The organism is Mycolicibacterium fallax (genome assembly GCF_010726955.1).
Taxonomy (GTDB): Bacteria; Actinomycetota; Actinomycetes; order Mycobacteriales; family Mycobacteriaceae; genus Mycobacterium; species Mycobacterium fallax.
In genome coordinates this window covers 1,017,778-1,043,232 of record NZ_AP022603.1, presented here as the reverse complement: position 1 = coordinate 1,043,232, position 25,455 = coordinate 1,017,778, and the positions used below count along the sequence as shown (strand labels likewise).

The 25,455-nt window shown below is 68.7% G+C and carries 22 protein-coding genes and 3 pseudogenes; 7 read left to right on the top strand and 18 right to left on the bottom strand.

All coding sequences use genetic code 11. The features are described from left to right. Nucleotides 1–3: 3 nt before the first annotated feature. Together G6N10_RS04975 and G6N10_RS04970 are read right to left on the bottom strand one after the other, a co-directional pair. Nucleotides 4–516 carry a hypothetical protein gene (locus tag G6N10_RS04975; protein WP_133055156.1) on the bottom strand — a complete coding sequence of 171 codons (513 nt, stop codon included), beginning with the start codon at nucleotides 514–516 and terminating at the stop codon, nucleotides 4–6. Then, nucleotides 516–1,394 carry a hypothetical protein gene (locus tag G6N10_RS04970; RefSeq protein WP_133055157.1) on the bottom strand — a complete coding sequence of 293 codons (879 nt, stop codon included), beginning with the start codon at nucleotides 1,392–1,394 and terminating at the stop codon, nucleotides 516–518. Before G6N10_RS04970 ends, G6N10_RS04975 begins: the two co-directional genes overlap by 1 nt. Nucleotides 1,395–1,557: 163 nt before the next feature. Between G6N10_RS04970 and G6N10_RS04965 the strand changes: the two genes are divergently transcribed. After that, nucleotides 1,558–1,794, top strand: coding sequence for a DUF7161 family protein (locus G6N10_RS04965; protein WP_085097531.1), 237 nt, complete (start codon nucleotides 1,558–1,560; stop codon nucleotides 1,792–1,794). A 58-nt stretch (nucleotides 1,795–1,852) separates the two neighbouring features. Here the strand turns inward: G6N10_RS04965 and G6N10_RS04960 are convergent. The 8 genes and pseudogenes from G6N10_RS04960 to G6N10_RS04920 form a co-directional block, all read right to left on the bottom strand. Next, nucleotides 1,853–2,374: pseudogene (locus G6N10_RS04960) on the bottom strand (DDE-type integrase/transposase/recombinase); the annotation flags it as partial. Between the two features lie 63 nt (nucleotides 2,375–2,437). Next, on the bottom strand, nucleotides 2,438–3,652 hold the full coding sequence (locus G6N10_RS04955; protein WP_085101219.1) for an IS110 family RNA-guided transposase: 1,215 nt from the start codon (nucleotides 3,650–3,652) through the stop codon (nucleotides 2,438–2,440). Nucleotides 3,653–3,971: 319 nt separating this feature from the next. Then, a pseudogene (locus G6N10_RS20290) lies at nucleotides 3,972–4,719 on the bottom strand (IS3 family transposase); the annotation flags it as partial. A 62-nt stretch (nucleotides 4,720–4,781) separates the two neighbouring features. Next, nucleotides 4,782–5,843, bottom strand: a complete 1,062-nt coding sequence (locus G6N10_RS04940; protein ID WP_085100076.1) for an IS110 family RNA-guided transposase — start codon at nucleotides 5,841–5,843, stop codon at nucleotides 4,782–4,784. Between the two features lie 280 nt (nucleotides 5,844–6,123). Next, a complete protein-coding gene (locus tag G6N10_RS04935; protein WP_133055190.1) occupies nucleotides 6,124–6,723 on the bottom strand; it encodes a hypothetical protein in 600 nt (199 codons plus the stop codon). Between the two features lie 344 nt (nucleotides 6,724–7,067). Further along, a pseudogene (locus G6N10_RS20665) lies at nucleotides 7,068–7,199 on the bottom strand (helix-turn-helix domain-containing protein); the annotation flags it as partial. A 339-nt stretch (nucleotides 7,200–7,538) separates the two neighbouring features. Continuing rightward, on the bottom strand, nucleotides 7,539–7,796 hold the full coding sequence (locus tag G6N10_RS04925) for a DUF3297 family protein (protein WP_085100079.1): 258 nt from the start codon (nucleotides 7,794–7,796) through the stop codon (nucleotides 7,539–7,541). 89 nt (nucleotides 7,797–7,885) lie between these two features. Further along, a complete protein-coding gene (locus G6N10_RS04920; RefSeq protein ID WP_085100082.1) occupies nucleotides 7,886–8,692 on the bottom strand; it encodes a DUF1906 domain-containing protein in 807 nt (268 codons plus the stop codon). Between the two features lie 203 nt (nucleotides 8,693–8,895). Between G6N10_RS04920 and G6N10_RS04915 the strand changes: the two genes are divergently transcribed. Together G6N10_RS04915 and G6N10_RS20285 are read left to right on the top strand one after the other, a co-directional pair. Further along, nucleotides 8,896–9,366 carry a DUF4262 domain-containing protein gene (locus G6N10_RS04915; RefSeq protein WP_085100085.1) on the top strand — a complete coding sequence of 157 codons (471 nt, stop codon included), beginning with the start codon at nucleotides 8,896–8,898 and terminating at the stop codon, nucleotides 9,364–9,366. Nucleotides 9,367–9,507: 141 nt separating this feature from the next. Next, nucleotides 9,508–11,535: an HNH endonuclease signature motif containing protein gene (locus tag G6N10_RS20285; protein ID WP_244960450.1), complete on the top strand. Its 2,028-nt coding sequence runs from the start codon at nucleotides 9,508–9,510 to the stop codon at nucleotides 11,533–11,535. A gap of 76 nt (nucleotides 11,536–11,611) precedes the next feature. Here the strand turns inward: G6N10_RS20285 and G6N10_RS04900 are convergent, their stop codons facing one another. Continuing rightward, on the bottom strand, nucleotides 11,612–12,358 hold the full coding sequence (locus G6N10_RS04900; protein ID WP_085094697.1) for an alpha/beta fold hydrolase: 747 nt from the start codon (nucleotides 12,356–12,358) through the stop codon (nucleotides 11,612–11,614). Nucleotides 12,359–12,455: 97 nt separating this feature from the next. On the opposite strand from G6N10_RS04900, the gene G6N10_RS04895 reads away from it, so the two are divergent. After that, nucleotides 12,456–13,406, top strand: a complete 951-nt coding sequence (locus G6N10_RS04895; protein WP_234810497.1) for an endonuclease/exonuclease/phosphatase family protein — start codon at nucleotides 12,456–12,458, stop codon at nucleotides 13,404–13,406. 26 nt (nucleotides 13,407–13,432) lie between these two features. Here G6N10_RS04895 and G6N10_RS04890 read toward each other — a convergent pair whose 3' ends face one another. Continuing rightward, entirely contained in the window at nucleotides 13,433–13,879 is a 447-nt protein-coding gene (locus G6N10_RS04890; protein ID WP_085094598.1) for a hemerythrin domain-containing protein, read from the bottom strand. Nucleotides 13,880–14,037: 158 nt separating this feature from the next. Between G6N10_RS04890 and G6N10_RS04885 the strand changes: the two genes are divergently transcribed. Continuing rightward, nucleotides 14,038–15,300, top strand: coding sequence for a hypothetical protein (locus G6N10_RS04885; RefSeq protein WP_085094699.1), 1,263 nt, complete (start codon nucleotides 14,038–14,040; stop codon nucleotides 15,298–15,300). Nucleotides 15,301–15,345: 45 nt separating this feature from the next. Here the strand turns inward: G6N10_RS04885 and G6N10_RS04880 are convergent, their stop codons facing one another. Beyond that, on the bottom strand, nucleotides 15,346–17,910 hold the full coding sequence (locus G6N10_RS04880; RefSeq protein ID WP_085094600.1) for a DEAD/DEAH box helicase: 2,565 nt from the start codon (nucleotides 17,908–17,910) through the stop codon (nucleotides 15,346–15,348). Between the two features lie 58 nt (nucleotides 17,911–17,968). After that, on the bottom strand, nucleotides 17,969–18,505 hold the full coding sequence (locus tag G6N10_RS04875) for a DUF488 domain-containing protein (RefSeq protein WP_085094602.1): 537 nt from the start codon (nucleotides 18,503–18,505) through the stop codon (nucleotides 17,969–17,971). Between the two features lie 107 nt (nucleotides 18,506–18,612). Between G6N10_RS04875 and G6N10_RS04870 the strand changes: the two genes are divergently transcribed. Continuing rightward, on the top strand, nucleotides 18,613–19,644 hold the full coding sequence (locus G6N10_RS04870; protein WP_085094605.1) for a fused (3R)-hydroxyacyl-ACP dehydratase subunits HadA/HadB: 1,032 nt from the start codon (nucleotides 18,613–18,615) through the stop codon (nucleotides 19,642–19,644). A gap of 48 nt (nucleotides 19,645–19,692) precedes the next feature. On the opposite strand, the gene tenA is transcribed toward G6N10_RS04870, so the two are convergent. After that, nucleotides 19,693–20,370, bottom strand: coding sequence for a thiaminase II (gene tenA, locus G6N10_RS04865; RefSeq protein ID WP_407663968.1), 678 nt, complete (start codon nucleotides 20,368–20,370; stop codon nucleotides 19,693–19,695). A gap of 181 nt (nucleotides 20,371–20,551) precedes the next feature. Between tenA and G6N10_RS04860 the strand changes: the two genes are divergently transcribed. Beyond that, nucleotides 20,552–21,754, top strand: a complete 1,203-nt coding sequence (locus tag G6N10_RS04860) for a DUF7373 family lipoprotein (protein WP_234810499.1) — start codon at nucleotides 20,552–20,554, stop codon at nucleotides 21,752–21,754. Nucleotides 21,755–21,760: 6 nt separating this feature from the next. On the opposite strand, the gene G6N10_RS04855 is transcribed toward G6N10_RS04860, so the two are convergent. The 3 genes from G6N10_RS04855 to G6N10_RS04845 all read right to left on the bottom strand — a co-directional run bounded on the left by G6N10_RS04855 (nucleotide 21,761) and on the right by G6N10_RS04845 (nucleotide 25,411). Next, nucleotides 21,761–23,401 (bottom strand): serine/threonine-protein kinase PknH/PknJ, encoded by a 1,641-nt coding sequence (locus G6N10_RS04855; protein WP_085094609.1) that lies wholly within the window; start codon nucleotides 23,399–23,401, stop codon nucleotides 21,761–21,763. After that, nucleotides 23,401–24,111 (bottom strand): DUF4333 domain-containing protein, encoded by a 711-nt coding sequence (locus G6N10_RS04850; RefSeq protein WP_085094611.1) that lies wholly within the window; start codon nucleotides 24,109–24,111, stop codon nucleotides 23,401–23,403. The genes G6N10_RS04855 and G6N10_RS04850 overlap by 1 nt, the downstream gene beginning before the upstream one ends. 61 nt (nucleotides 24,112–24,172) lie before the next feature. Beyond that, complete coding sequence (locus tag G6N10_RS04845) at nucleotides 24,173–25,411, bottom strand: DUF7373 family lipoprotein (protein ID WP_085094614.1); 1,239 nt, start codon at nucleotides 25,409–25,411, stop codon at nucleotides 24,173–24,175. Nucleotides 25,412–25,455: the final 44 nt, after the last annotated feature.

The following is a 25,455-nucleotide window of genomic DNA, read 5'->3' as shown; positions in this document are numbered from 1 at the left end:
AACTCATAGCTTGGGCGCGGAATCGATCTGGCATACGCGCAGTTCTCCGTCGAGGATGTTCATGGTGAACACAACTCCGCCGACTTCTGAGAAGACGTTCAATTTCCACCACGCGCCGTCGCGTTGAAAGCCGCTGGTTGCTGCGACGATGAAAGGTCGAAAGGGGGTTCTTCCCCGGCCTTCCAGCGCTGCGATCTCGTTGGCCAGTACGCCAGGTGGGGCGACGGGGCAGGACATGGCGCGAACATTTAGCAGGTGCTTGGCGTTCTTTTCGCGACTCCACACCCGGACGGTGTTGTCGGCGACGGCGCGCGCTTGCGCGTCGGACATCGACTCGTCGGCAGCCATTGCTCGCAGTGTGGGCCTGTCTTGAGTGACCTGATCAACGGAAATTGAAAGGGTGACCAGTGAGATGATCAACGCGACCAACCACATCCAGAAGAATGCTCTTGATCTTGCCGGCGTTGCGCTGCGGCGATCAGCGGCCTGGTTGTCCTGTAGTTCTTCCTCACGCATCAGGAGTAGGCCTCACGCAGATCGCACACTTTCAGGCCGTGCTCGTCGGTGAGGGTCCAGTCGTGGCGAAAGAAGCCGCCGAAATTGTGTTGTTCGGCTGTTTTGGTCTTCCATTGTTCGTTGACCGGTTGAGCCTGGAATGCCATGGTGGCCAGGAATTTGGTTTTGCGCTCTTCGAAGCTCACAATGGCCTCCGGGAAGACGATCTTGTCATAGGCGCCCTGTTGTTCGATCGCATCGATATCGCGCAGCACGCTACCGCTGGGTTTCGCGCAGGTCAGTGATCGCATCAGTGCCGGGTCGGCATTGTTTCGTGCCGCATACCAGCGGGCCAGCAGGTCAAATGCTTCCTGTTGCCGCGGGGCCGGGGCAGGCACCGCGACGATGTCGGCGCGCGGCGGCGGAACCCAGGGGCGGGCGGTGATCAACAGCACGGCGGCTGCGGCGAAGCAGCCGATCGTGATTGCCGGAACCGTTCGTCGAAGCCAGCGTGGAATGGTGCGAATGACCTTCGGCGGCCGCCCGCGTTCAGGCCCGCGACTGGGGATGCGGCTGCCGGGGGTCTCGGTGAGTACTTCGAGGCGTCCATCGCGGTGACGATCGACGCTCATCTGGTCCCACGGTGTCCCGGCGGCCAACGCGCGTCGTTGGTGCTCGGCGACCGCGCCGAGCACCCACGTCGTAGCCGCGAGGGGTTGCCACCCGTGGGTGGTCAGCACGTGTAGGGACGCAACCGGTGGCACGACTCTGGGGGCAAACACGGCGTGCACGCTGATCCAGTCCGGCGGAAGGGTCGGCAAAAGCAGCCCCATCGCGTACTCGATAAGGTCCAGGTTCCGCGGCGGAACCCCCGTGGCCCCCGCGATGCCAGCATCCACGTTCCGAGCATAGGGGACAGCCGGTCGCGACTCGCCGCGGACACGGAACTCATCAGCCGCGCGACCGACAAGTGTTCAGCGGCGGGTAGCGACGTTGTTGTTGCGGAAGGTGACGAGTCGGCACCAATTGCGCGCCTCTGGTGGGGTGGTGGAGAATCCCGGTATGTCAAGGATACCGCCGGGATACCACGTCATCGCTTACGATGCGACCGGTCTGCGTGGCAAACACGCAAAGATCGTCGCTGATCCCGGCGTGTATTACGACCTGCCCGAGGACCGGACGGAAGTCGTCATCGCCGACGACGAACCCAACATTTACTCTGAGTTGTTGGTGTATCTACCTGATGCTCCCGACGAGAAGTCGGCGATTCATTACACTTGTCTGGCGGTCAAGTCCTAGCCGCGAGGGGGGCTGACCTCGGTCTGGTTGAACCACCCCGGGTTTGATGCACACTTGGTTACTGGTGTGCAGCCGCGGATTGGGCTGTGTTTTGAGCGTAGTGGATCTGCTCGTATTCGATGGGTGGGATCCGGCCGAGGCGGTGCATGATCCGGTCGGTGTTGTACCAGCTGACCCAGTCGGCGGTGAGCAGTTCCACGTCGGCCAGTCGGCGCAGCGGGCCGCGGCGGAACGGGGAGTCCGCTCGGACGGCCTCGTGCTTGTACAAGCCGATGGTGGTCTCGGCCAGTGCGTTGTCGTAGGCGTCGCCGACCGAGCCGATCGACGGGATCAGCCCGGACAGGGCCAAGGTCTCCCCGCAGCACACAGAGGTGTACTGCGAGCCCGCATCCGAGTGGTGAATCACCTTGCCCTGCAATGGTTTACCCTCACGTTCGCGGAGTTGTGCCGCGTGCCGGATCGCTCGACGCACCAACAGGTCGCTCTTGCTCGTCGAACATGCCCAGCCCACGATCCGCCCGGCGTAGGCGTCGATGACGAACGCGGTATAGACGAACATCCCGCACGCCAGGCGCACGTAGACATCCCACGCTAGTCACTTGTCAAGGATGACCGTCATTTTGCCAATATTGACGCATTGAGGTCAGGTCGCTGCGGCTATATTTGCGGCGGGCCATGCGGTCGCTTCGTCCCAGGGTTGGTGGTGCTTCAAGCACCACCAGAGACGTCCGATGAGTTTGTTGGCCAGGGTACGCAGGGCGGCGTTGTGATGCTCACCGGCCGCTCTGCGGTGGTCGTAGAACTCTCGGGCTCCCGGCGACCAGGTGAGGGCGGCGAATGCCCACCAGTGACCGGCGTCTGCGAGCCGCTTGTTGCGTACCTTGCGGGCTTTGACGTACCTGCTGCGACCTGAAGCTATCGTGACCGGTGCCGTGCCCGAGAAGGAACGTAGCGACGCCGCTGTTTCGAATCGGGTTGTGTCATCGCCAATTTCGCTGAGGAGTCGGGCGCCGATGATGTCGCCGATACCGGGCACTGACCGAAGGATCTGGGCATCGGGATGGTCGTCGAACGCAACGGCGAGTTCGCGCTCAAGAACCGATACAGTGTCGATCATTGCCGAGATGACGGCGGTGAGTCCGACCACCACATGGCCGAGTGCTTTCTCGACAGGTTCTGATTGCCGCAGAGTTGGCGCTCCTAGCGCTGACCGGATGGCTGCGACCAGCGTAGGGTCGTTACGCCGGCCCGCCCATTTGAGCAGACGGATGACTTTCGCTTCGGTGAGCTTCTGTCCGTCGCCGGGGGTGGGGGCGGCAGCGAGAATCTCCATCGCCGTGCGGTGCTTGAGCTTCGGAAATGCCTGTAGGGCTTGAGGATAGAATTCCAGCAGCACCGAGCGGAGGCGGTTAATGGTTTGATCGCGGGCCCAAATCGCTTCCTGGTGTTGGCGCGCCAATGCGCGTACTGCCAACGCGTCATCGCTGATCGAGGGCAGCGCCCGATGCACATGGCGGTCGGTGCGCACAATATTGGCGAGGATCGCCGCGTCGCCGGCATCGGACTTGGTGCCCGCCTGGCCCCACCGCTCTCGATAGCGGGCCACAGCGCGCGGATTGATCGGGTAGACCGTGTACCCGGCCGCGGCAAGCGCGACGACAAGCAGGTTCTTGTCGGTCTCGATCGCGATCGGAGTCTGCGCAGCACTGCCGCCATGTGCTGCGATCAGTTCCTGCAACTGCGTGAAACCGGTTGGGCCGGTGTCGATTCGTGCCCTAGCGACAACCTTTCCCGCACTGTCTGTGACCGCGGCGTCATGGTGTCCTTCAGCCCAGTCCACCCCACATGTAATTGGCATCGTGCACCTCGCGTTTCCTTCAGTTCAACTATCGGCGCCGAGCGGGATTGCCAGGCGCCGGTGAGCTCCCCGGGATGTGCGGCGACCTAATGGAAGCACTCAAGCGGTGCGACATCTCACAAGCCGAAACACCTCGGGACGGGTCGCGAACCGGTGGGGTCACCGTCTACGTTCAGCCTTTGACGGTCCGTGCAATCATGGAAAGTGATCACCCAACGGCAGCTCACCTACCCATCCAGCATGGACCTGAGTCGGTAAAATCTTAGTGACCACCCACCGGCCGCCGTGTCGCGTTCATCTCGGTGCGACCATCCCATTAGGTGAAATCGGCCACCAGCAGCACGCTGGGCGCGGGCGCCCCGAACTGGCGATCGACCAGGTCAGCCGCGCGCTCGGCGGCGGGATCGGCGATCGTGGTGCGGACCTTGCGCCGGCGGGTGACCCCGCGCCAGCCGTTGGCCCGCATCAACCGCTCCACCGTGCAGCGGGCCACCTCGATGCCCTGACGCCGCAGGGTCGCCCACATCTTCACCGCCCCGTACAACGACTCCGGGGCGCGTCGGCCCGCCTGATCAGGCTCGTAGTAGCCGGCCAGCACCCCGGTCAGGGCAATATCGGACAACGCACGCTTCGACGGCGGCCGTTTCAGCCAGGCGTGGAACGTTCTCGGGGCAATCTGGCAGCCGTGCTCGGTGAGCACGCGGCAGATCGGAGCGACCCCGAACCGAGCGCGATGCTCGGCGATGAACGCACAGATCAACGGTGTCGCGGGTCGCTCTCCCGCACGAAGAAACTTGTCGCCGCCTTCAAGATCTCGATGGTCTCCTCAAGCTCACGGTTCTTGCGTTTGAGCTCGCGCAACTCCCGTACGGCATCGGAGGACACCCGTCACGCTGGCCGGTGTCGACCTCGGCCTGGTTGACCCACCGACGCAGCGATTCATACGACACCCCCAACCGCTTGGCCACCGCGCTGATACACGCCGTGCGGGTGTCGTACTCCTCGGCATGGTCGATGACCAACCGCACCGCCCGGGCCCTGAACTCGTCGTCGTACTTCTTCGGCATGATGCGCCTTACCTTCCCTCGAAAGAAGGTGTGCATCAAACCCGGGATGCTTCTATATCGTGTCAAGGGGTTGCGCGCACCGGGTGTGCCACAGTCAGGGTTCGGTAAAGCTGGCGGGTGATGTAGCGCTTGAGCGACCGCATGATCTCCTTGGTGGTGCGGCCTTCGGCGCGGCGGCGGGCAACATATGCGCGGGTCGGGGCGTGAGTGCGCATCCGAACGATGACAACGGTGGTCAACGCACGGTTGAGTCTGCGGTCCCCTCCGCGATTGAGTCTGTGCCGCAAAGTGTTTCCCGACGAGGCTGGTATTGGACAGGTGCCAGCGAGGGCGGCGAAGGCTGCCTCGGACCGCACACGCCCCGGATGTGACCACGCCGTCAGGACGCATGCGGCGACGACCGAACCCACCCCGGGCAGCTCGCAGAGCTCCGGAGCGACATCCTCGACAAGGGAATCGAGACTCTTGCGGTTGTCGACCAGTTCGCCGTCGAGGGCGACGATGCGCTTGGCCAGCCGGATCGCTTCCTGCCGGCAGGTGGCGATGACCGGGTCTTCCTTGCGGTCACGCCATGCTGCGATGGCCTTGAATTGACTGTGTGGCAGTGTTTTACGAACATCAAGCCCGAGGTCCACGGTGCGCAGCAATGCGGTCAAGGCGTTGATCGCCCGGGTGCGTTCGGCGACCATCTCCTCACGGGCCACCGTCAGAACGCGCAGCGCCACCCGTTGCCCGTCAGCCCGGGGCGTGCGCAGCCGGTTGATGTCGACGGCCAGGACTGAGCGGGCGATGCGGACTGAGTCCAAGGCATCGGTCTTTCCGACACCACGTCGCTGCGCTGCGGGCATCGCCGCTGGCTCAGCGACCGGCAGTCCGCTGTTGGTGACTCGCCCCGTCAGGCCGGCGCCGAAGGAACCCGCACCTTCGATCACCACCAGCGTCGGCTTCTCGTTGATTCTGTGGGTGATCCAGGTGTAGGCACGGTCGAATCCTGCTGGGGAGTTGGGGAACACTGCCTGATCGATGATGCCGCCGTTGGTGGCGTTGATCAGCGCAAACGAGTGGGTGGCGGCGTGGGTGTCGACTCCGATGACAAACGAATAGTGCTCTGCGACGATGGGCATGGCGACGTTGATTTCCTTCCAGTAGACGACGTCGTCGGCGGCGCCAGCCCGGAAAGAGCACTTCGAGGCAGGCCTGTAACGGGCCACGACTCGCGGCAACGAGTCGGGCAGGCTTCTAATCAAGCCACCGAAGCAAGACCGGGCCGGCGCCGCCGTCCTCGACCAAGTGGACAGATCCCGGGAAGATCACCCTCGCGGGGCCAGGCGATTCACGAGTCACACTCAGCCAGGACGGCGACACCGATCCTGTCAGCCAGCACCGGGCCAGCCTCCTCAAGACTTACAGGTGGTTCAGTGCCGGGTCGGCATTGTTTCGTGCCGCATACCAGCGGGCCAGCAGGTCAAATGCTTCCTGTTGCCGTGGGGCCGGGGCAGGCACCGCGACGATGTCGGCGCGCGGCGGCGGAACCCAGGGGCGGGCGGTGATCAACAGCACGGCGGCTGCGGCGAAGCAGCCGATCGTGATTGCCGGAACCGTTCGTCGAAGCCAGCGTGGAATGGTGCGAATGACCTTCGGCGGCCGCCCGCGTTCAGGCCCGCGACTGGGGATGCGGCTGCCGGGGGTCTCGGTGAGTACTTCGAGGCGTCCATCGCGGTGACGATCGACGCTCATCTGGTCCCACGGTGTCCCGGCGGCCAACGCGCGTCGTTGGTGCTCGGCGACCGCGCCGAGCACCCACGTCGTAGCCGCGAGGGGTTGCCACCCGTGGGTGGTCAGCACGTGTAGGGACGCAACCGGTGGCACGACTCTGGGGGCAAATACGGCGTGCACGCTGATCCAGTCCGGCGGAAGGGTCGGCAAAAGCAGCCCCATCGCGTACTCGATAAGGTCCAGGTTCCGCGGCGGAACCCCCGTGGCCCCCGCGATGCCAGCATCCACGTTCCGAGCATAGGGGACAACCGGATCCGAGTAGCGGCATCCACGGCCCGTGGTAGTCGGAAGGCCAGCACGTGTTCACCGGTGGGTAAGTCCCGCTGGGGCGGGGTCTCGGGAATCTTGCTGATTCAGAGTCGCGTTCGAAGGAATCGTGATCACACCGGCCAGTCCGGCCGCCTGCGGCAAACTCTCACCTGATCGTGCAGCAGACGCATCGTCAATCGCGCGGGGTGCGTTCTTCATCCGGCCACCGGATGCTTGAACCTGGCGCGACTTGGTGTTCCTCCGGGCTGCGCGGGCCGGCTCAACGCTGAATCATGCTGTCGGAGTAAGCCGTTGGGGGACAATTAGATACTCAGTACGACGCGAGAGCCGTCCGGGCGTTTGACCGCGACCTCCAGCTCGCCGCCTGTGGCTTCGACGTACTTACGTAGGGTGTCGACGCGGCTGGTGCCCATATTGCCGTGCTCCATTTCGCCCATCCGGCTGATGGCTACTCACGACAGGTCAAAGGGCGGAGTACGCCGGGGTATCCGCCGACGGTGATCGTTTCTTCGCCCGGTTTCCCCGCCGAACATGCCCGCGATGACCTGCTGGACCGATGGTCTTCGCGCAGGGACGATGAGCGTGCTTCACGGAGGCGACGGGCGCAGCGTGGAGAGGGGCCGGCAGCCGCGCCACTCTCGCCGCTCGGCTGCGCCAGCTCACGATCGATTCGGCGCACACGGTCGTGAAAACCTATGCAGGACAGGCAATTACCATCGTGATCAGTACATTTTCGATGTGTTTGGAGCGTGTCGGCAGCCTACCGGCATCCGCTATTCCGCCTGGCGGAAGTACGGTTCAACCGTACCGCTGAGCTTGACGACCATCGGATTTCCGCGGCGATCCTTGGCGGTGGGGACTTCCACCCGCACCCAACCCTCGGTCACGTTGTATTCGTACACATTGGTTTTCTCGGCGCCGTTGAAGCGAATGCCTACGCCGCGAAGTAGCGCCTCTTCACTGTAGAAGGGGCTGCGCGGATCGATGGAGAGATGATTCGGTGGAACGTCGGCGTTCTGATCCTGAGACATGGCGGCTTTCGTCGGATGCTGAGTAGGTTCTTGGATTGATTCCCAGAGAATCTACGCGACCTGTGCGGCGCCCGGTTTTGCGCAGTGCCCTACAGGTGCTTATTCCACTGCCCGCAGTCCTGCGCCATCACGTCGTTGACGTCGACGCGGATGCCCCCGACGAGCGGGCCCGGGGTGGACGCGGTGTCGATGGTGTGTTGGTAGAGCACCGCCGCGGGAAACCGCTGCCCGTTGGACCACGACCGGGTCTGCCAGGCCCAGCGGTATCCGGGAACCTGGGAGTTTCCGATGACCCCGGACTCGGCGGCCCAACGGCAGGTGTCATAGCCGCCGTAGACGCCGGTGCGCTGTACGCCCAGAACCGAGTTGATTCCCCGAAACCACGGCAGCGCAAGGTTGTTCCAGGTGTCTCGGTTGATGTCGTCGTCGACACTGAAGAAGACCGGTGCGTTCTTCGCGCCGCCGGCCGCGGTGTGCAGCTGCCAGGCGGTGCGGGCGTCGGCGACGCCGCCGGCGTATCCGCGGGTGAAGTCCGACGGCGCCGTTCCGCCGGGCTTGCCGTACTGAAAGTTGCTCACCACGATCAACCCCGCGGCATGCAGGGATTGGGCGTACGGCAGCGTGATCGGCTTGGCGCCGAAGTTCGAGCCCGGACGCGAGGTTGACACGTAGTTGATCACCCCGGAGTGGCCGGCGGCCCGGATGTCCGCGGCTGGGATCTGGCGGGCGGCGAAGTCGATCAGCGTCGGGGCCGCGGCGGCGGCCGTCGGCGCGGACAGGCCCGCGGCCGCGGTGCCGAGTCCGGCGGCAGTCAGTGCGGTTGCGTAGCGCAGTGCGTCGCGCCGCGAGAAGGTGCCCGCCCGACGGGGATGGGCAGATTCCGGGGATTCCGACATGTCGGGATGTTACCAGAGTGATGAGTGTGAACCCTGTTAACCAGAGGTGCTGGTGTCGGACGCGGTCGTGCGGTGGCAAGCGCCGTTCCCGGTTCTTCGCCCAGGTCCAGCGCTGCTGCGCCCGCGCTGCGTGGAGTTCTTGGCTTCCGGTTTTGTCGGACACCGCGCGCATCCTGGTCGCAACAACGAGAGAGGGGCGAGCGATGTGCTGGAAGTGCGACAACCCCGACGGCACCGTTGAGGACTACCTGGACTATCTGCGTGGACTGATCGCCGGCCACGGCTGGGCCGTTCAATCCGTCGAAAGCAGGAAGATGCCGTTTGCCTACACGATCGGGTTGCACGGGTTGGGCCTGCCTGAATTGCTGATCACCGGCATGGCGTCGGACGTGTCCTGCATCGTGCTGAATTCGATTGCCCACATGATCGTTGACGACGGGGTGTTGCTTGAGCCCTCGATGCACATCGATTACGAGGACCGCTTCCTCATGGAAGTCACTGAGGTCGAGCATCCCGACGTCCATATGCCGTTCGCGATCAGCCTGTACGGACCGCGGGTGCGAGCCCTGCAATTGGTCTGGGCAGACGATCGCGGGCACCTGCCATGGGAGCGCGGATGGCGGCGCGGCCGGTACGGGCAACCGGTGCTGGGCGTCCGCGCCGACGTGGCTTGAGGCGGTTTCGTGGGGCTCGCGGGAGATCGCGCGAACCGAGCCGGCGCCCCGATTTTTTCTCAGAGTTTCCTCACGATTGGGGTCCCGATTTGTCGGTTCCGGGGCCGGTTTCTGTCGGTGGCTCGATCTAACGTTTTATACATGGGGAGCAGTGCGTACGCCGACCGGGACACCGTCCTGGCAGCACTGGCCGCCGCCGAGTCCGCGGCCGCCGCCCTGGCCGGTTGCCGCCTCGACGGGTTCACCCCCGAAGAGCTCCTCGACGTGCTGGCCCGCCGCCAAGCCCTGGCCTGGGCGGCCCCGGCCTTCGATCACACCCTGACCGCGCACCTGGCCGCCACCGCCGACCCCGGCGTGCTCGGGGCAGCCAGCCTCAAACTCGTGCTCGCCGAACGGCTCCGCATCTCCCGCCGCGCCGCCGCCCGGCGTTTGGCCGAGGCCGCCGACCTGGGCCCCCGCACCACCCCGGGCGGCCAACCCCTGGAACCGCGACTGCCCACGGTGGCCGCGGCGGTGGCCGCCGGGGCGATCGGGCCCGAACACGTGGACATCGCCCGCGACATCTACCGGCAACTGCCGGCGAATCTGGACCCCGACTACCGCCAGGCCGCCGAAGCAGACCTGGCCGGCCTGGCCACCCAGTTCGCCCCCGAGCAATACCGCACCCTGGCCACCCATTTGTTGACCATCCTGGACCCCGACGGCGACTACCAGGAACGCGCCCGCCGCGCCCAGCGCGGCCTGACCCTGGGCCCGCAACGCCGCGACGGCATGAGCGCCCTGCACGGCACCCTGACCCCCGAAGCCCGCGCCACATTGGAGCCGATCCTGGCCAAACTCGCCGCCCCCGGCATGTGCAACCCCAACGACGAACACCCGTGTGTCAGTGGGACCCCAAGCCAGGAGCAGATCAGCGCCGATCAGCGCAGCGCCGCCCAACGCGGCCACGACGCCCTGATCGCCCTGTGCCGCGCCGTCCTGGCCGCCGGAGACCTCGGACAACTCAACGGCCTACCGGTGACCGTGGTCATCACCGCCACCCTCGCCGAACTCCACGCCGCCGCCGCCACCCACCCCGACGCCACCCCCGACTGGACCAACAACGGCAACAACGCCGAAGAAAACAGCAGCAGCAACGGTGGTGCTGACTCCACTGGCGCTCGGGCCCCCGGTGGCAACGGGGGTGACGGCGACTCCGGTGGTGGTGCCGGCGGCGGGTCGTGCCCGCCCGGGTCTGCGGTCCTGGGTCCGGCCCCGGCCCTGAACCCCGACAATGGGTGGGCCATCACCGGCGGCGGCACCCGCGTCCCGATGCGCGACCTCCTGCGCATGGCCAGCCACGCCCACCACTACCTGAGCATCTTCGACGGCCACGGCCGCGCCCTATGGCTCGGCCGCTCCAAACGCCTGGCCACCGCCGACCAACGCCTGGTCCTGTTCAGTCGAGAACGCGGCTGCACCCGGCCCGGCTGCCCCGAACCCTTCTACCGAACCCAAGCCCACCACCTCGACCCCTGGACCCCCAAACCCGGCACCACCAGCCCACCCCAACCCGGCAGCCGCGGCGACCCCACCCCCGAGGATGCGGCGGGCGGGAACACCAATATCGACGACCTCGCCCTGGCCTGCCGCGCCGACAACAACATGGCCGACAAATTCCACTGGATCACCATCCGCAACACCGACGGCCACGTCGAATGGATCCCCCCACCGGCCCTGGACCGCGGCCAACCCCGCACCAACACCATCAACTTCCCCGAACAACTCCTGGCCCGCTACCGCAACCTCCGCCAAACCCACCCCGACCAGGACCTCCCACCCCAAGACGAACCGCACTGGCTCGACCAAGCCATCGACGCCCACCGCCGCTACGACACCGACCCCACCGACACCGAACTCACCCAACAACTCATCCTCGACAACACCCCCTACCCCGACGACTGGAACGACCCCAGCACCTGGCAGAAAATCCGGCCCGACAACACCGACGACACCGCAGACGACACCGAGGGCGACCCCGGCACCAGCGACGACACCGACTGGGCCGACCACCCCGACCGGTACGACGACACCACCGACCCCGGCTGGTACGAAGACGAAACCACGCTCACCGCAACCGAACTCACCAACCAGCCACACCCCGCCGACCCCGACGCCCACACCGCATAACGGCGGGGAGGGCGGCGAGCAGCGGGGGAGCGGGCCCGATGAAACCGCTGGTCCCGCATTACGCCCGGGCGGCGCGTCAGTCCAGCGAATCCCAGAACCGGCCAAGCACCTCGGCCGCGCGATCGGGGTCCTGCAGCATCCACCAGTGCCCGAGCCCGTCGAGCACCTCCACCCGGGCGCCGGCCAGCGCCGCCGACCGGCGGTGCATCTCCGGGGTGCCGACGTAGCCGTCCTCGGTGGCCAGGATCGCCAGGCCGGGACGGGCCGCGGCACTGGGCAGCCGCCGGCCGGTCTCGGCCATCGCGGTGTTGGGCGCCGAGCGGTACAGCGCCAGCAGGGCCCGGCCCATCTCCGGGCCCTGCCCGGACGCGATGGACCGCGCGGTGGAATCCGGAATGCCCAGCGCGGTAAGGCCCGTCGCGCGGTCGTCCAGCGTCCCGCCGAACATCTGCGCGACCACGGCCTCGCCGGTGCCCGGGGTCTGCCACAGCTGCGCCAAGTCATGCCAGACGTACTCCGGATCGAACGAGCCCAGGATGTCGCAAACCCAGCTGCGCACCAGATCCGGCCGCGTCATCACCAGGCCCATCACGTGACCCCCGCCCCAGTCGTGGCCGACCAGATCCACCGGGCCGCCCATCGCGGCGACCTCGGCCGTCAGCCAGTCGCGGTAGGCCGGCGCGGTCGCCGGAAAGTCGTCCGGCAGCGGGGCGCCGAACCCCGGCGGCGAAAGCCGGACGACGTCGTCGCGTCCGAGCCGGTCGACCAGCGGATCCCAGATGGCGTCGGTTTCCGGGTTTCCGTGCACCAGTACGACAGTCATGGAGCCATCGTGCCAGGGCCCGGTGTCCGCGGCCACCGCAGGGAGACCCGATTCAGTGCCGCGCGAGCCCGCCGCGGTGGTCGGGCAGACTGTCCCGGTGAAGACCCTGGGACGGTTCCTGCTCGGCGTGATCGCGCTGCTGGGCACGCTGGTCGGCGCGCTCGCGGTCGCGCTGCACCTCTGGCCGGTGCGCTGGGTTCCGCTGGTCGAACTCGCGGCCCTGGTGCCGGTGCTGATCGCCGCACCGGTGATCGCGGTGCTCGCCGGGGTGCTGGCGCGGCATCGGCTGCGGCTGGTGGTCTCGGTGGCGGTGCTCGCCGCGGGGGTTGGCACCCAGCTGCCGCTGTTCATCGGCGGCGACCGGCCGGAGCCGCATCTGACGGTCGCCTCCGCGAACCTGATGGTCGGCACCGGCGACGTGGCCGGCCTGGCGGCACTCGTCGGCGCGCAGCGAGTGGATGTGCTTGCCGTGCAGGAACTGACGCCGGAGGCCGCCGCGGCGGTCGCGCGATCGAGCATCGTCGTCGACCTGCCGCACCGGTTCGAACGGCCGGCGGCCGGCGCCAACGGCTCCGCCATCTACAGCCGCTACCCGTTGCGCGACGGCGCCGCGCTGGACGGATTCATCCTGGAGAACCTCTCGGCGGTCCTCGAGGTACCCGGGCACGGCCCGCTGCGGGTGCTGGCACTGCATCCGGTCGCGCCGATCGGCTGGCCGGCCGCCGAGCTGAGCAGCCCGTGGTGGGCCGCCGAACAGGACCGGGTACGCGAGCTGTTGCACGCGCTGCCGGACGGGCCGGTGATCGCCGCCGGCGACTTCAACGCCACTTGGGATCACGCGCTGTTCCGCCGGAACCTGACCGCCGGGTTCGTCGACGCCACCCGGGCCGCGGGCGCGGGGTGGCTGCGGACCTACCCGCAGGACCGGTCGTATCCGCCGGTCGTCGGCATCGATCACGTGCTGCTGCGCGGCCTGTCGGCCGCCTCGGTGACCAGCCACGCCATCGCCGGCACCGACCACCGGGTGGTGGTGGCCCGGGTCGGCTGAGCGCCGTCCGGCGGTGACCGCGTGGCTCAGGAGCCGAGCAGCCGCGCCCCCGGGTGTGCCCGCTGCCAGCCGTCGATCGCGGCGTCCCATTCCGCGCCGTCGAGGGTGGTGACCGACGCCGGGAACAGCGAATCCTCCTCCTTGGCGATGTGCTCGTGCAGGTCGAACACCTCGCTGCGGAGCCGTTCCCGGTCCGCGCTGCGGGTCAGGTCCAGGGCGGTGAGGAAGGCGTCCAGCTCACGGTGCTCGGCGACCAGCGGCTCGATGAACTCGGCGAACACGTCGTCGTTGCCCAGCAGCGCGGCGAACAACCCGTCCTCCTCACCGCGCCAGTGCGCGCGCAGTTCCTCGGCCATCCGGCCGGCGAGATCCTGGGCTCGCGCCGAATCCCCGGCATCGAGGGCGCGGACGGCGTCCCCGCCGAGGTTGACCGCCCGCTCGTGCTCGGCGGTGTAGTCGCGCAGCAACGGCATGTCCCGGCACCCGCAGTACTGACACACGACGTGCCCCCTTCCTCGGTAGGCAGAACCGGTCGGTGGAATCCACGTTAGCCGCCGGAGGCGGGGGCGGCCGCAGAATCCCCGGTGCGTCCCCCGGTTAGGGTGCGCTCGTGGCGGACCGCACCAAGGCGATACCCGGTGACGACACCGGGATTCCGGTTCCACTCACGCCGCAGGCGCTGCGGGCCGCCGGGGCCGGCTTCCTGACCGCCGCGCTGCGGGCATTCGGCGCGCTCGGCCCGCACGACGCGGTCGCCGAGATCACCGAGTTTCGCCCCGTCACCGGTGGCAGCACCGGCCGCAAGGCGGCCCTGACGGTGCGCTACGCCGAGCCCGACCCGGGGCTGCCCACACACCTGTTCGCCAAGTTCTCCCGGGACCTCGACGACCCGGCCCGCGACCTGGGCCGAACCCAGATGGCCGCCGAGGTACGCCTGGCGGCACTGTCGAGGACGCCGGGCTTCCCGATCACCGTGCCGCGCAGCCTGTTCGCCGACTACCACGGCGACAGCGGCACCGGGCTGCTGCTCACCGAACGCATCGGGTTTGGTCGCGACGGCATCGAACCGCAGCACCACAAGTGCCGCGACTACGAACTCACCGACGCGACGGCGCACTACCGGGCCCTGGTGACCGCGCTGGCGCGGCTGGCCGGGTGGCAGCGTTCCCCGGCGGCCCCGCCCGAAGCCACCGCGGACTTTCCGGTCGACCTGGCTTCGGCGACGGTGGGCCAGCGTCCACCGCTGCGCGCCGACCGGATCGAGCACCAGCTGCGACGGCTCGCCGAGTTCGCCGCCGACTACCCGGGACTGCTCCCGGAGCAGGTGCGTGAACCCGAGTTCCTGTCCGGACTCGCCGACTGGCTGCCGCGGGTCGCCGAGACCGAACCGGTTGTTTGGCAACGTCTTTCGGCCGACCCGGACTACATCGCGCTGTGCCACTGGAACGCCAACATCGACAACGCCTGGTTCTGGTGCGAGCCGACCGGCGCATTGAGCTGCGGGCTGCTGGACTGGGGCTGCGTCGGCCGGATGAATGTCGCGATGGCACTGTGGGGTTCGCTGTCGGCGGCCGAAACATCGCTGTGGGACAGCGGCATCACCGACCTCGTTGGCGTGTTCGTCGACGAATACGCCGCGGCGGGCGGGCCGGGCCTGGACCCCGAGGAACTGATCCGCCAGCTGCTGCGTTACGCGACGGTGATGGGGGTGTCCTGGCTGCTCGGCGCCCCCGGCCGGCTGCGCGCCGGCCTCGGTGACCCGACGCCGGAACTCACCCGATTCCACCCCACGATCGCCGGCGACGAGTCGCTGCGCGCGCCGCTGCAGATGCTGGTCAATGTGCTGTGGCTGTGGCGAACCCGCGACATCGCCGTGCTGCTGCCCCGGCCCTGACCACCCCCGAGCGCCGGTCCGGCCGCTACAGACACACGGCCGGGCTCAGTCCGCCCGGCCGGCCTCGACCAGCCGCAGCACCGGCGCGCCGGTCTCGTCGGAGGCCGCCAGGTCCACCTCGACCTCGAAGCCCCAGTCCCGGTCGCCGGCCGGATCGTCGAGGATCTGCCGGACCCGCCAGCGGCCGGGCTGCCGGTCGAAGATCAGCATCGCCGGACCGCGCGCGTCCGGGCCGGTGCCGACATCGCGGTGTTCGGCGCGGTAGGCGGCGCCCAGCTCCGCCCAGCGCTGCGCCGGCCAGCCGGCGTCACCGTCGAGTGCACCGAGGTCCTCCCAGCGGCCGCGGGCGAACAGCTCCACCCGGCGAAACAGCGCGTTGCGGACCATCGCGGTGAACGCCCGCTCGTTCGCGGTCAGTGGGCGCGGCGGGCTCGGGGCGGTCACCGCGGCCGGGCCGCGATCCGGATCGGTGAGCTGTTCCCACTCGTCGAGCAGGCTCGAATCGACCTGGCGCACCAGCTCGCCGAGCCATTCGACGATGTCGGTCAGCGCGTCGGTGCGGGCGGCCGCCGGGACCCCCGAGCGCAGCGCCTTGACGGCGTCGGACAGGTACCGCAGCACCGCGCCCTCGGACCGGGCCAGCCCGTACTCGGAGACGAACTCCCGGAACGTCATGGCGCGTTCCCACATCTCCCGCACGATCGACTTCGCCGACAGCCGGCCGTCGGCCGCCCACGGGTTGGTCCGCAGGTACACCTCGAACGCGTGACCCAGCAGGTCCTCCAGTGGCTTGGGATAGCTGACCTCGTCGAGCAGCTCGATGCGTTCGTCGTACTCGATGCCGTCGGCCTTCATCCGGGCCACCGCCTCACCCCGGGCCCGCTTCAACTGGGCGGCCAGGATCTGCCGGGGATCCTCCAGGGTGGCCTCGATCACCGAAACCACATCCAGGGCATAGCATTCCGACTCGGCGTCGAGCAGCTCGATGGCGGCCAGCGCGAACGTCGACAGCGGCTGGTGCAGTGCGAAGTCGGCAGGCAGGTCGACGGTCAGCCGGTAGCGGCGGCCGTCGGGGCCCGGCCGCTCCAGGCGTTCGAGCACCCCGGCCTGCAGCAGCGCGCGGGCGATGCCGACGGCCTCCCGAATCAGCCGCAGTTGCCGCTTGCGCGGCTCGTGGTTGTCGGTGAGCAACCGGCGCATCGCCACGAACGGGTCACCGGGGCGGTCGACCACATCGAGGATCATCGCCGTAGACACCCGCATGTTCGACCGCAGCGGCTCGGGGGAGGCCGCCACCAGCCGGTCCATGGTGGTCGCGCTCCACGGCACCATGCCCTCGGGCACCTTGCGGCGCACCAACTTCCGTCGCTTCTTCGGGTCGTCGGCGACCTTGGCGAATTGCTTGAGGTTCTCCACCTCGTGATCGGGCGCCTGCACGACGACGGTGCCGACGGTGTCGTAGCCGGCCCGCCCGGCCCGGCCGGCGATCTGGTGGAATTCCCGGGCGTTGAGCAGCCGGGTGCGGGTGCCGTCGTACTTCGACAGCGCGGTGAACACCACGGTGCGGATCGGCACGTTGATCCCGACGCCGAGGGTGTCGGTGCCGCAGATCACCTTCAGCCGCCCGGCCTGGGCCAGCTGCTCCACCAGCCGCCGGTACTTCGGCAGCATCCCGGCGTGGTGTACCCCGATCCCGTGCCGGACCATCCGCGACAGCGTCGCCCCGAAGCCGGAGGTGAACCGGAACCCACCGATCGCCTCGGCGATGTCGGCCTTTTCGGCCTTGCTGGCGACGTTGACGCTCATCAGGGCCTGGGCACGCTCCAACGCCGCGGCCTGGGAGAAGTGCACCAGGTAGATCGGCGCCTGCCCGGTGTCCAGCAGCTCCTGGATGGTCTCGTGGATCGGGGTCGTCGCATACGAGTAGAACAGCGGGACCGGCCGCTCGACACCGCCCACCTCGGCGGTCTCGCGCCCGGTGCGCCGGGTCAGGTCAGCGCGGATGAAGCCGACGTCGCCGAGGGTCGCCGACATCAGCAGGAACTGCGCGCGCGGCAACTCCAGCAGCGGCACTTGCCAGGCCCAGCCTCGGTCGGGGTCGCCGTAGAAGTGAAACTCGTCCATCACCACCAGCGCGATGTCCGCGTCGGCGCCCTCGCGCAGCGCGATGTTGGCCAGCACCTCGGCCGTGCAGGCGATGATCGGCGCGTCGGCGTTGACCGCGGCGTCACCGGTCAGCATGCCCACCTGACCGGCGCCGAACACCGCGCACAGCGCGAAGAACTTTTCGCTGACCAGGGCCTTGATCGGGGCGGTGTAGTAGCTGCGGCCACCGCCGGCCAGGGTCGCGTAGATCGCCCCGGTGGCCACCAGGGATTTGCCGGACCCGGTCGGGGTCGCCAGCACCACGTTCGCGCCGCTGACCAGTTCGATCAGCGCCTCCTCCTGCGCCGGATACAGCGCGGTGCCCTGGGCCGCGGCCCACTCGCCGAACTCGGCGAACACCGCATCCGGGTCGGCGCCGCGGGCCCGCAGCGCGGCCAGCTGCGCGCCGTCCCCGACCAGGGCAGCGGGGACCGGCGGATCGGGGACCGGGGGATCGGGCGTCATCGTGTGACCAGCGTGCCCGACCCGCCGGCGGGCCCGGCGGGCAGCCCCGGCACCGGCCTCACGGCGCGGCCGCGCCGTCCCAGATCAGCCGGCCATCCGGGCCGATCCGGGCCCCGGCGCAGGGCCGATGCTCGGCGATGGTGCCGTTGTGCATGAGATGGCCGACGGCCACGGCGCACTCGCACACCAGCACGTCGGCGATCAGCCGCCGGTGGCAGCGCCACCACAGTGACTCTGAACACATCAGCGCGGTGGTGCGCGGCGCGGCGGTCTCGAGCAGTTCGGTCAGCGCGGCGCGGAACTGCGGGCCCCGGGTCCAGCCGGCGTAGGCGCGAAACGCCGGGACCGTCCACCAGGTGTCCGGGGCGGTGGCCGCCTCGGCGGCGGTCAGCCGCCGCCGGCCGCCGAACCGCGGTTCGTGCCGGTAGGAGATGCCGAGCTCGGTTGCCAGCGCCTCGATCTGGCCGGCCGCGGCGGCCGGGTTGGCGCGGCTGCCGGGGAAGCGCCGGACATCGACGATGTGCTCGACGCCGGCGCCGGTCAGCAGGGCCGCGAGCCGGTCGCGGTCGGCGCGGCCGTGTCCGAAGGTCAACACCCCTCACAGCCTGCGCCGTTGCCGCCGCACGGGGCAACTGTCGGGTTGTGCACGTCCGGTGCGCCGACTGCTTTACGATCCACCTGAACCGAACAGTGAGAGAGACTATGACAACGGCACCGGAAGCCCCCGCGATCATGGATCGGGTCGGCCATTACTACGAGGCAGACCACACCTACCCGGTGGAGCGCACCAAGGTTCTCGAGTACGCCCGCGCGGTGCAGGACTACCACCCCGCGCACTGGGACGACGACGCGGCCGCGGCGCTGGGCTATTCCGGGCTGGTCGCCCCGCTGACCTTCACCGCGATCCCGGCGATGTCGGCCAACCGCAAGCTGCTGCAGGAGGTCGTCGTCGGCTACGACACCTACGTGCAGACCGAGGAGGTCTTCGAGCAGCACCGTCCGATCGTGGTGGGCGATGTGCTGCAGACCGACGTGGAACTGTCCTCGGTCCGCCGGGTCGCCGGCCGGGACATGATCACCATCACCAACACCTACGTCGACGCCAACGGCGAGCGGGTGCACACCATGCACACCACCGTCGTCGGGGTCACCGCCGATGAGGTCGATCCGGCCATCACCGACGCGGTGGCGAAGGTGATGATGCACGACATCGACATCATGTCGGTGGAGGACGCCGCGGCCGAGTACGTCAAGACGGTCCGGCCCGACGTGGTGGTGCCGGTCTCCGATGTCACCGCGACCCGGACCCCGGGCTCGTTGCGGTTCGAGGACCTGGCGGTCGGCGACCAACTGCCGGTGCACCACACCCGGCTGTCCCGCGGCGATCTGGTCAACTACGCCGGCGTGGCCGGCGACGCGAACCCGATCCACTGGGACGAGAGCATCGCCAAGCTGGCCGGGCTGCCCGACGTGATCGCGCACGGCATGCTGACCCTGGGCCTGGGCGCCGGTTTCGTGTCCGCCTGGTCCGGCGATCCGGGCGCGGTCACCAAGTATTCGGTGCGGCTGTCCGCGCCGGCGGTCGTCCCGGCCGACGGCCGCGGGGACATCGAATACAGCGGACGGATCAAGTCGCTGGACCCCGAGACCCGCAGCGGTGTCATCGTGGTCGGCGCGAAGGCGTCGGACAAGAAGATCTTCGGCATGGCGACTATGCACGTCCGGTTCTCCTGACCGGGCTGCGCCGCCGCCGGTGCGGCCGGCCCGGTCAGACCGGCCCGGTCAGACCGGCCAGGTCTCCCGGCGGTAGGCGCCGTCCCAGAACATCCACTCATACCGCGAGGTGGTGACGAAGTGCTGCCGCGCGGCGGCCTCCTCGAGCACCGACAGCCCGACGCCGACGCCGTCGGCCAGCTCGAGGACCTCGGCGACGGTGGCGGCAAACTCCTCGCCGCCGTAGCTGCCGATCCACAGCGCGTAGCGGGGGTCGGGGGAGCCGCGGCCGAGCAGCTCGGCCCCGACCCGGGCGTAGATCCAGTAGCACGGCAGCACCGCGGCCAGGCCCTCGGCGAAGCTGCCGGTGCTGGCCGTCGCCAGTAGATAGCTGGTGTAGGCCCGGGTGGTCGGGGCGACCGGGATGGCATCCAGTTCGGCGCCGTCGAGTCCGAGCTGCGGCAGCAGTTCGGCGTGCAGCGCGAGCTCCACGTCGTGCACCTCGGCGGCGTGCCGGGCGAACATCGCGGTGGCCGCCAGCCCGGGGGCCTTGGCCGACACCAGTGCCAGCGCCCGGGCGTAGTCGCGCAGGTAGTGCACGTCCTGGGCGACGTAACCGGCGAAGACATCGGGGTCCAGGCTGCCGTCGGTCAGCCCGGTGATGAAGGGATGCTCGAGGATCGCGGCGTAGATGGGCTCGATGTCGGCCCACAGCCGCGCGGACCAGGCCGGCGAAGAGGTGCTCACCGCGGCCAAGTTACCTGCATTCGGCTCCGCGGTGGGCCGCAGGCCCGCGGAGAATCCGGTGATCGCCACCCCGACGGGGGCCGGTAGATTTGCTGTGACACGAGGATCGTCGGGCCCGCGGGGGACCGGCAGGGCATTGAATGGGGTAGCGGTGCGGGTGAGATGGGCTCGATACACGGCGATGGCGGCAGCCGTCGGATTGCTGGGCGGCTGCGCGACCGTCGACACCGGGGTGGCGATCCGCGACCCCAACCAGGATCCGATGGCCGTCAATGCGGCGCTGCTCGACAGTGGCCCGTTCGCCCGCAAGGCGCCGACCTCGCTCGGTAAGGCCGGCGACGACGGCTCGCTGGTCGAGTCCATCCGGATGTCGGAGTACGTGATTTTGCCGTACCAGGCGGATCCGGCGCTGACCCGCGGCTCCGGAGCCAAGCTGGGCAAATCGGGGCCGGTGACCAGCACCGACCGGCTGCGGGACTTCGTTCACAGCGGCGATGTCGCCTCGGTGGTGGATATGGATCTGGTGGTGGCCGGGTTCGGAATGTACGCCGAATCCCGTGACCAGGCCTCGGTGAACAGTGCGAACGCAGTGCTGCGGTTCAAGACACCGGAGGACGCCCAGAAGGCCGCCGACGACCTGCTGGCCGCCGCCACCGCCGACACCAAGGCCACCAACCCGCGCCCCGCCGAGATCCCGGGTCACCCGGATACCCGCGCGGTCGTCGTCGACGGCGACTACAACAACACCTACCTGACGGCGCTGACCACCCAGGGCCCGCTGCTGCTGATCCAGGGGATCGGTGGCCGCGACCAGGGCACCATCCCGGTGGACTCCGGCATCCCGCTGGCCGGGAAGCTGCTGGATCTCCAACTGGCAGAGCTGGGCAGGTACACCCCCACCCCGATCGACAAGCTCGCCGACCAGCTGTGGGATCCCAGCACCCTGCTGGCCCGCACCGTGCCGGCCCACGACAGGATCGGCTACCGGCTCAAGGGCCGACTCGGCAGCTACACCGCGCACGGTGCACTGGCCTACGAGATGGACGCCGGGGCGATGGCCCAGGCCTTCGAGAACGCCGGCGTAGAGAATGTTGCGGTCCGCCGGACCCGGATCATCGAGACGCGCGATGCCGCCGCCGCCGTCGATCTGGTTGAGACCCTGTCCAACCAGGCCGCCGCCGACAAGCGGACCACCTCCGCGGGTATCAACGGATTTCCGTCCGCGCGCTGCTTCGAGCCGATCCCGGACAAGATGCCCTGGGAACGCCCGAATTACTGTGTGGCGCCGGTGGACAACTACGCGATCGACGTCTATTCCGACGAGGACCTCAACATCACCCGCCAGCTGCTGTCCGCGCAGTACCTGCTGCTCACCCAGGGGTAGCGGCGCTCAGTCGGTGATCTTCGCGGTGATGTCGCGAGCGATCGTCGACGACACGTCGATGGTGCCCTCGCCGCGGCGGCAGGTGAACACGTCGATGACGATGTTGCGCACCGAGGTCAGGGCGTGCTGGCAGCTCATCGGGTCTACGGCGCGCGAGCTCGTGGTCGTCGACATGGCCGGTGTGACATTGACCGTGCCGATGGTCCAGACCTGTTTGGGGGAGGTGCTGGTCTCGTAGAGGGTGACCGTCGATCCCGCGCACGGTTGCCAGAACTGCGATTGGCGCTGCACCGAGGCCGCCGCAAGCTCCTCGGTGCCGAAGGCGATGACCGCCTGCCGGACCCCTTCACCGTTGCTCGTCCCCGAGGTCAGTTCCTGACTGTGGATCTTGGTGTACCCGCTGTCGGTGTACTGGGTGGACTGCAGCGGATACATCGCGCCGACGCACTTGGTGGCCGAGGTGAACTTCGAATCGTCGAGCAACTCGGAGCCGGTGGACTTGGCGGTCAGCGGCCAGCCGGCGACTTTGCTGACCGCTTCGGGGCTGAGCAGGAAGCCCGGCAGGGCGGTGTCGGGGACCACCGGCGCCGCGCTGGAGGCGACGGTGCTCGGCGCCGACGGCGGGGCCGGATTGTCGGCGTCGTCGGAGCCGGTGGTCAGCACCACCGCGGTGGTTCCGCCGGCCACCAGCAGCACCACCCCGGCCAGCGCGGGCCAGCGCAGGCTCCGCCGGGTCTTCGGCGGCTCGGTGACCGGCGGCGACGGCGGCCGCTGCACGATGGAGGTGGCTTCGGACATCGCGGCCACCGCACCGGTGAAGGTTGCCGCGGCCGCGGCGACGAGTTCGTTGCAGGACCCGAATCGCTGCCGCGGATCCTTGGCCATCCCGGTCGCGAAGACCTCGTCCAAACCGTGTGGCAGCCAGGGCGCGCTCTGACTGATCCGGGGGGGCGGCGCGGTGAGATGCGCCATCATCATCGCCGCCACGCCGGTGGCCGATTCAAACGGCAGCCGGCCGGTCAACATCCGGTACAGCGAGCAGGCCAGCGAATACTGGTCGGCGCGGCCGTCGACGGCCGCGCCGTCAATGGATTCCGGGCTGGCATAGGGCATGGTGGCCATCACCGAACCGGTGGCGGTGTGATGGCTGGCGTCATCGAGGGCGCGGGCAATCCCGAAGTCCCCCAACAGAACCCGCTCGTCGTGCCCGATCGGTCCGGAGAGCAGGAAGTTCGCCGGCTTGACGTCGCGGTGCACCATGCCGCGGCCGTGCGCGTAGTCCAGCGCGTCGGCCACCGCGCCGGCGATGTGCAACGCCCGCATCGGGGTCATCGTCCCGGCCTTGAGCGCTTCGTCGGCGTCGGTGCCGTCGACGAACTGCATGGCGATCCACAGCTTGCCGTCGCTGCTCTCACCGCGGTCGTACACCGACACGATGTTCGGGTGGTCCAGGACCGCGGCGATATCGGCCTCCCGCAGGAAGCGGGCCCGGAACTGGGGGTCAGCCGACAGCTCGCTGGACAGCACCTTCAACGCGTCGGTGCGCGGCAGCGCCGGATCGGTGACCGCGTAGACCGTGCCCATACCGCCGGAGCCGACGGCCCGCTGGACCCGGTAGCCGGCGACGTAGGAACCGCTGGGCAGCACTACTGCGGAGCGCCGACGCCGTAGGTTCCGGTGCTGTCGATGAACGTCACGGTGACCGTGCGATCGATGCCGCCGATCTTCATCCCGCAACCGAAGGTCGCGCCGGAGGCGATGACCGGATTCTGCCCGTCATTGCAGCGCACCTCGGTGACGTTCGCCGCGCCGTACCCGGTCACCGGATCGGTCAGGACGAGTTGCACGCCGGTCTGAACCGCGTTGACGTCCAGGGTGTGGGTCCAGAAGAAGCCCGGCTTCCAGAACCCCAGGACCGCGACCGCGGCCGCGGCGATCACCAGCACCCCGAGGCCGGCGAACACCAGCTTCTTGGCCTTGCCGCCGGATTTCTTGGTTCCCTCGGCGTCGCCGGTGGGCCCGGACGGATGCTGCGGCGGGGGTGGCAGCATCCCGCCTGCGCCGGGATGGGCCTGGGTCGCGGCGGCCGGATCGGCCGGGTTGCCCGGGTAGGCGCCCGTCGGCACGGCCGCGCCGGGGTAGCTGTAGGCCCCGCCGGGCGCCGGCGGCGGTACCGGGGCCGACCAACCGCCGGACCCCGGACCGGGCAGCGGGCTGATCTGCTGGGTCTTCTGATCGTCGGCCGGGGAGCCGGGGCGCGCGACGATGGCCGTCGGGTCCGAGGGCGAGGCGGGCGGCATCGGCGGCTCCGGCTGCGACGCGGACCAGCCGGCGTCGGGGTTCGGGGTTTCGGTCACTGTCCCTCCCGGGTGTTGGTGGTGGTTCGCGGGGCCGTGTCGTGGCCGGGTCGGTGCGCGCTCATTTTGCCGCGAGCATCAGGTAGCCGGCCGAAAGGGACTGGCGGACCTCGACGCCCTGGGCGCCGCTCTGCTGCAGCAGATAGCGGTCCTGCGGTGCGCCGCACCAGGTTTCGGCGCGCGAGTACTTGTCCGTCACCGGCTTCTCCACGCACCGGGCGGCAGGAAGCCCGGGTACGCCGTCGGCCTCGGACCAGCCGTCGTCGAGATACTGCTGGATGTAGCCGTCCAGCATCTTGGTGGATCCCTCGGTATCGCGGGCCCGAATCAGGAAGCCGTTCTCGTAGCCCAGGAAGTCGACGCCGTTCTCGGCGATCATCTTCTGCGACTCGATCGGATGCGGCTCGAACAGCAGCAACCCGCGCGGGCCGAAACCGCCGTACATCAGCAGCTTGTCGCTCGGCTCCAGCATCCGGGCCAGCAGTCCGGTGGGGTCGATCGGCAGCTCGGCCAGCTTGTCATACGGCGTCGGTTGGAACTTGTCGATCTCGGGGATCTGCTTGTCCAGCACGTTGGCGATCACCTCGGCGGCCGCGTCCATGCTGGTGCGCGAGATGAAGGTCTGGGACAGCAGGTAGGGTCCGTGCGCGGTGTAGGCGCTCAGAATGTAGCTGGTGGTGAGGCCCTCACCCTCGGAGACGTAGCCGCGGCCGACCGCATCGGGGTGACGAGGGATCGGCTGGGGCGTGAGCGGGGTGTCCTTCTTGCTGTACTCGTCGTACCGCGACGCGGTTGACTCCGCAATCGCGGCCGCCGCGGCGGTGGCGTCCTCGGGGCTGCGGAACTGCAGGACCGCGTTGCGCAGGAACTGGCGCTTGCCGGCGTCCTTGCCGTCGGAGGCACTGTGCGCGATGCCGGTGACGAAGTTGTGTGCCGCGATGGCGGGCACCAGGCCCTTGTTTTCCAGATACAGCCCGGCGGCCTCGGGGCTCTTCATGATGCCGGTGCCACCGATCCCACCGGAGCTGGTCAGCGAGGGATCGACGTCGAACGGAAACACCAGGTGCTCGAACATCCGGTGCGCGTCGTGGATCGCGCCCTTTTCCGGGGTGCCCGCATTGCCCAGCGGTGCGCGCGGGGTGGTCGGGTAGTTGCCCGTTTCCAGCAGCGCCAACACCGGCGCGGTGGCGTCGAAGCCCGGGTCGCGGACCGCGTCACCGGGCTGCACCTGGGTGCAGCCACCGACCAGCATGCCCAGCGCGACGACCGCGCCCAGCCGGACCTGAAGGGGGATTGGCATCGCTTCTCGTCTCACATTCGTTCGGGCCGGCGCCCGATTGATCG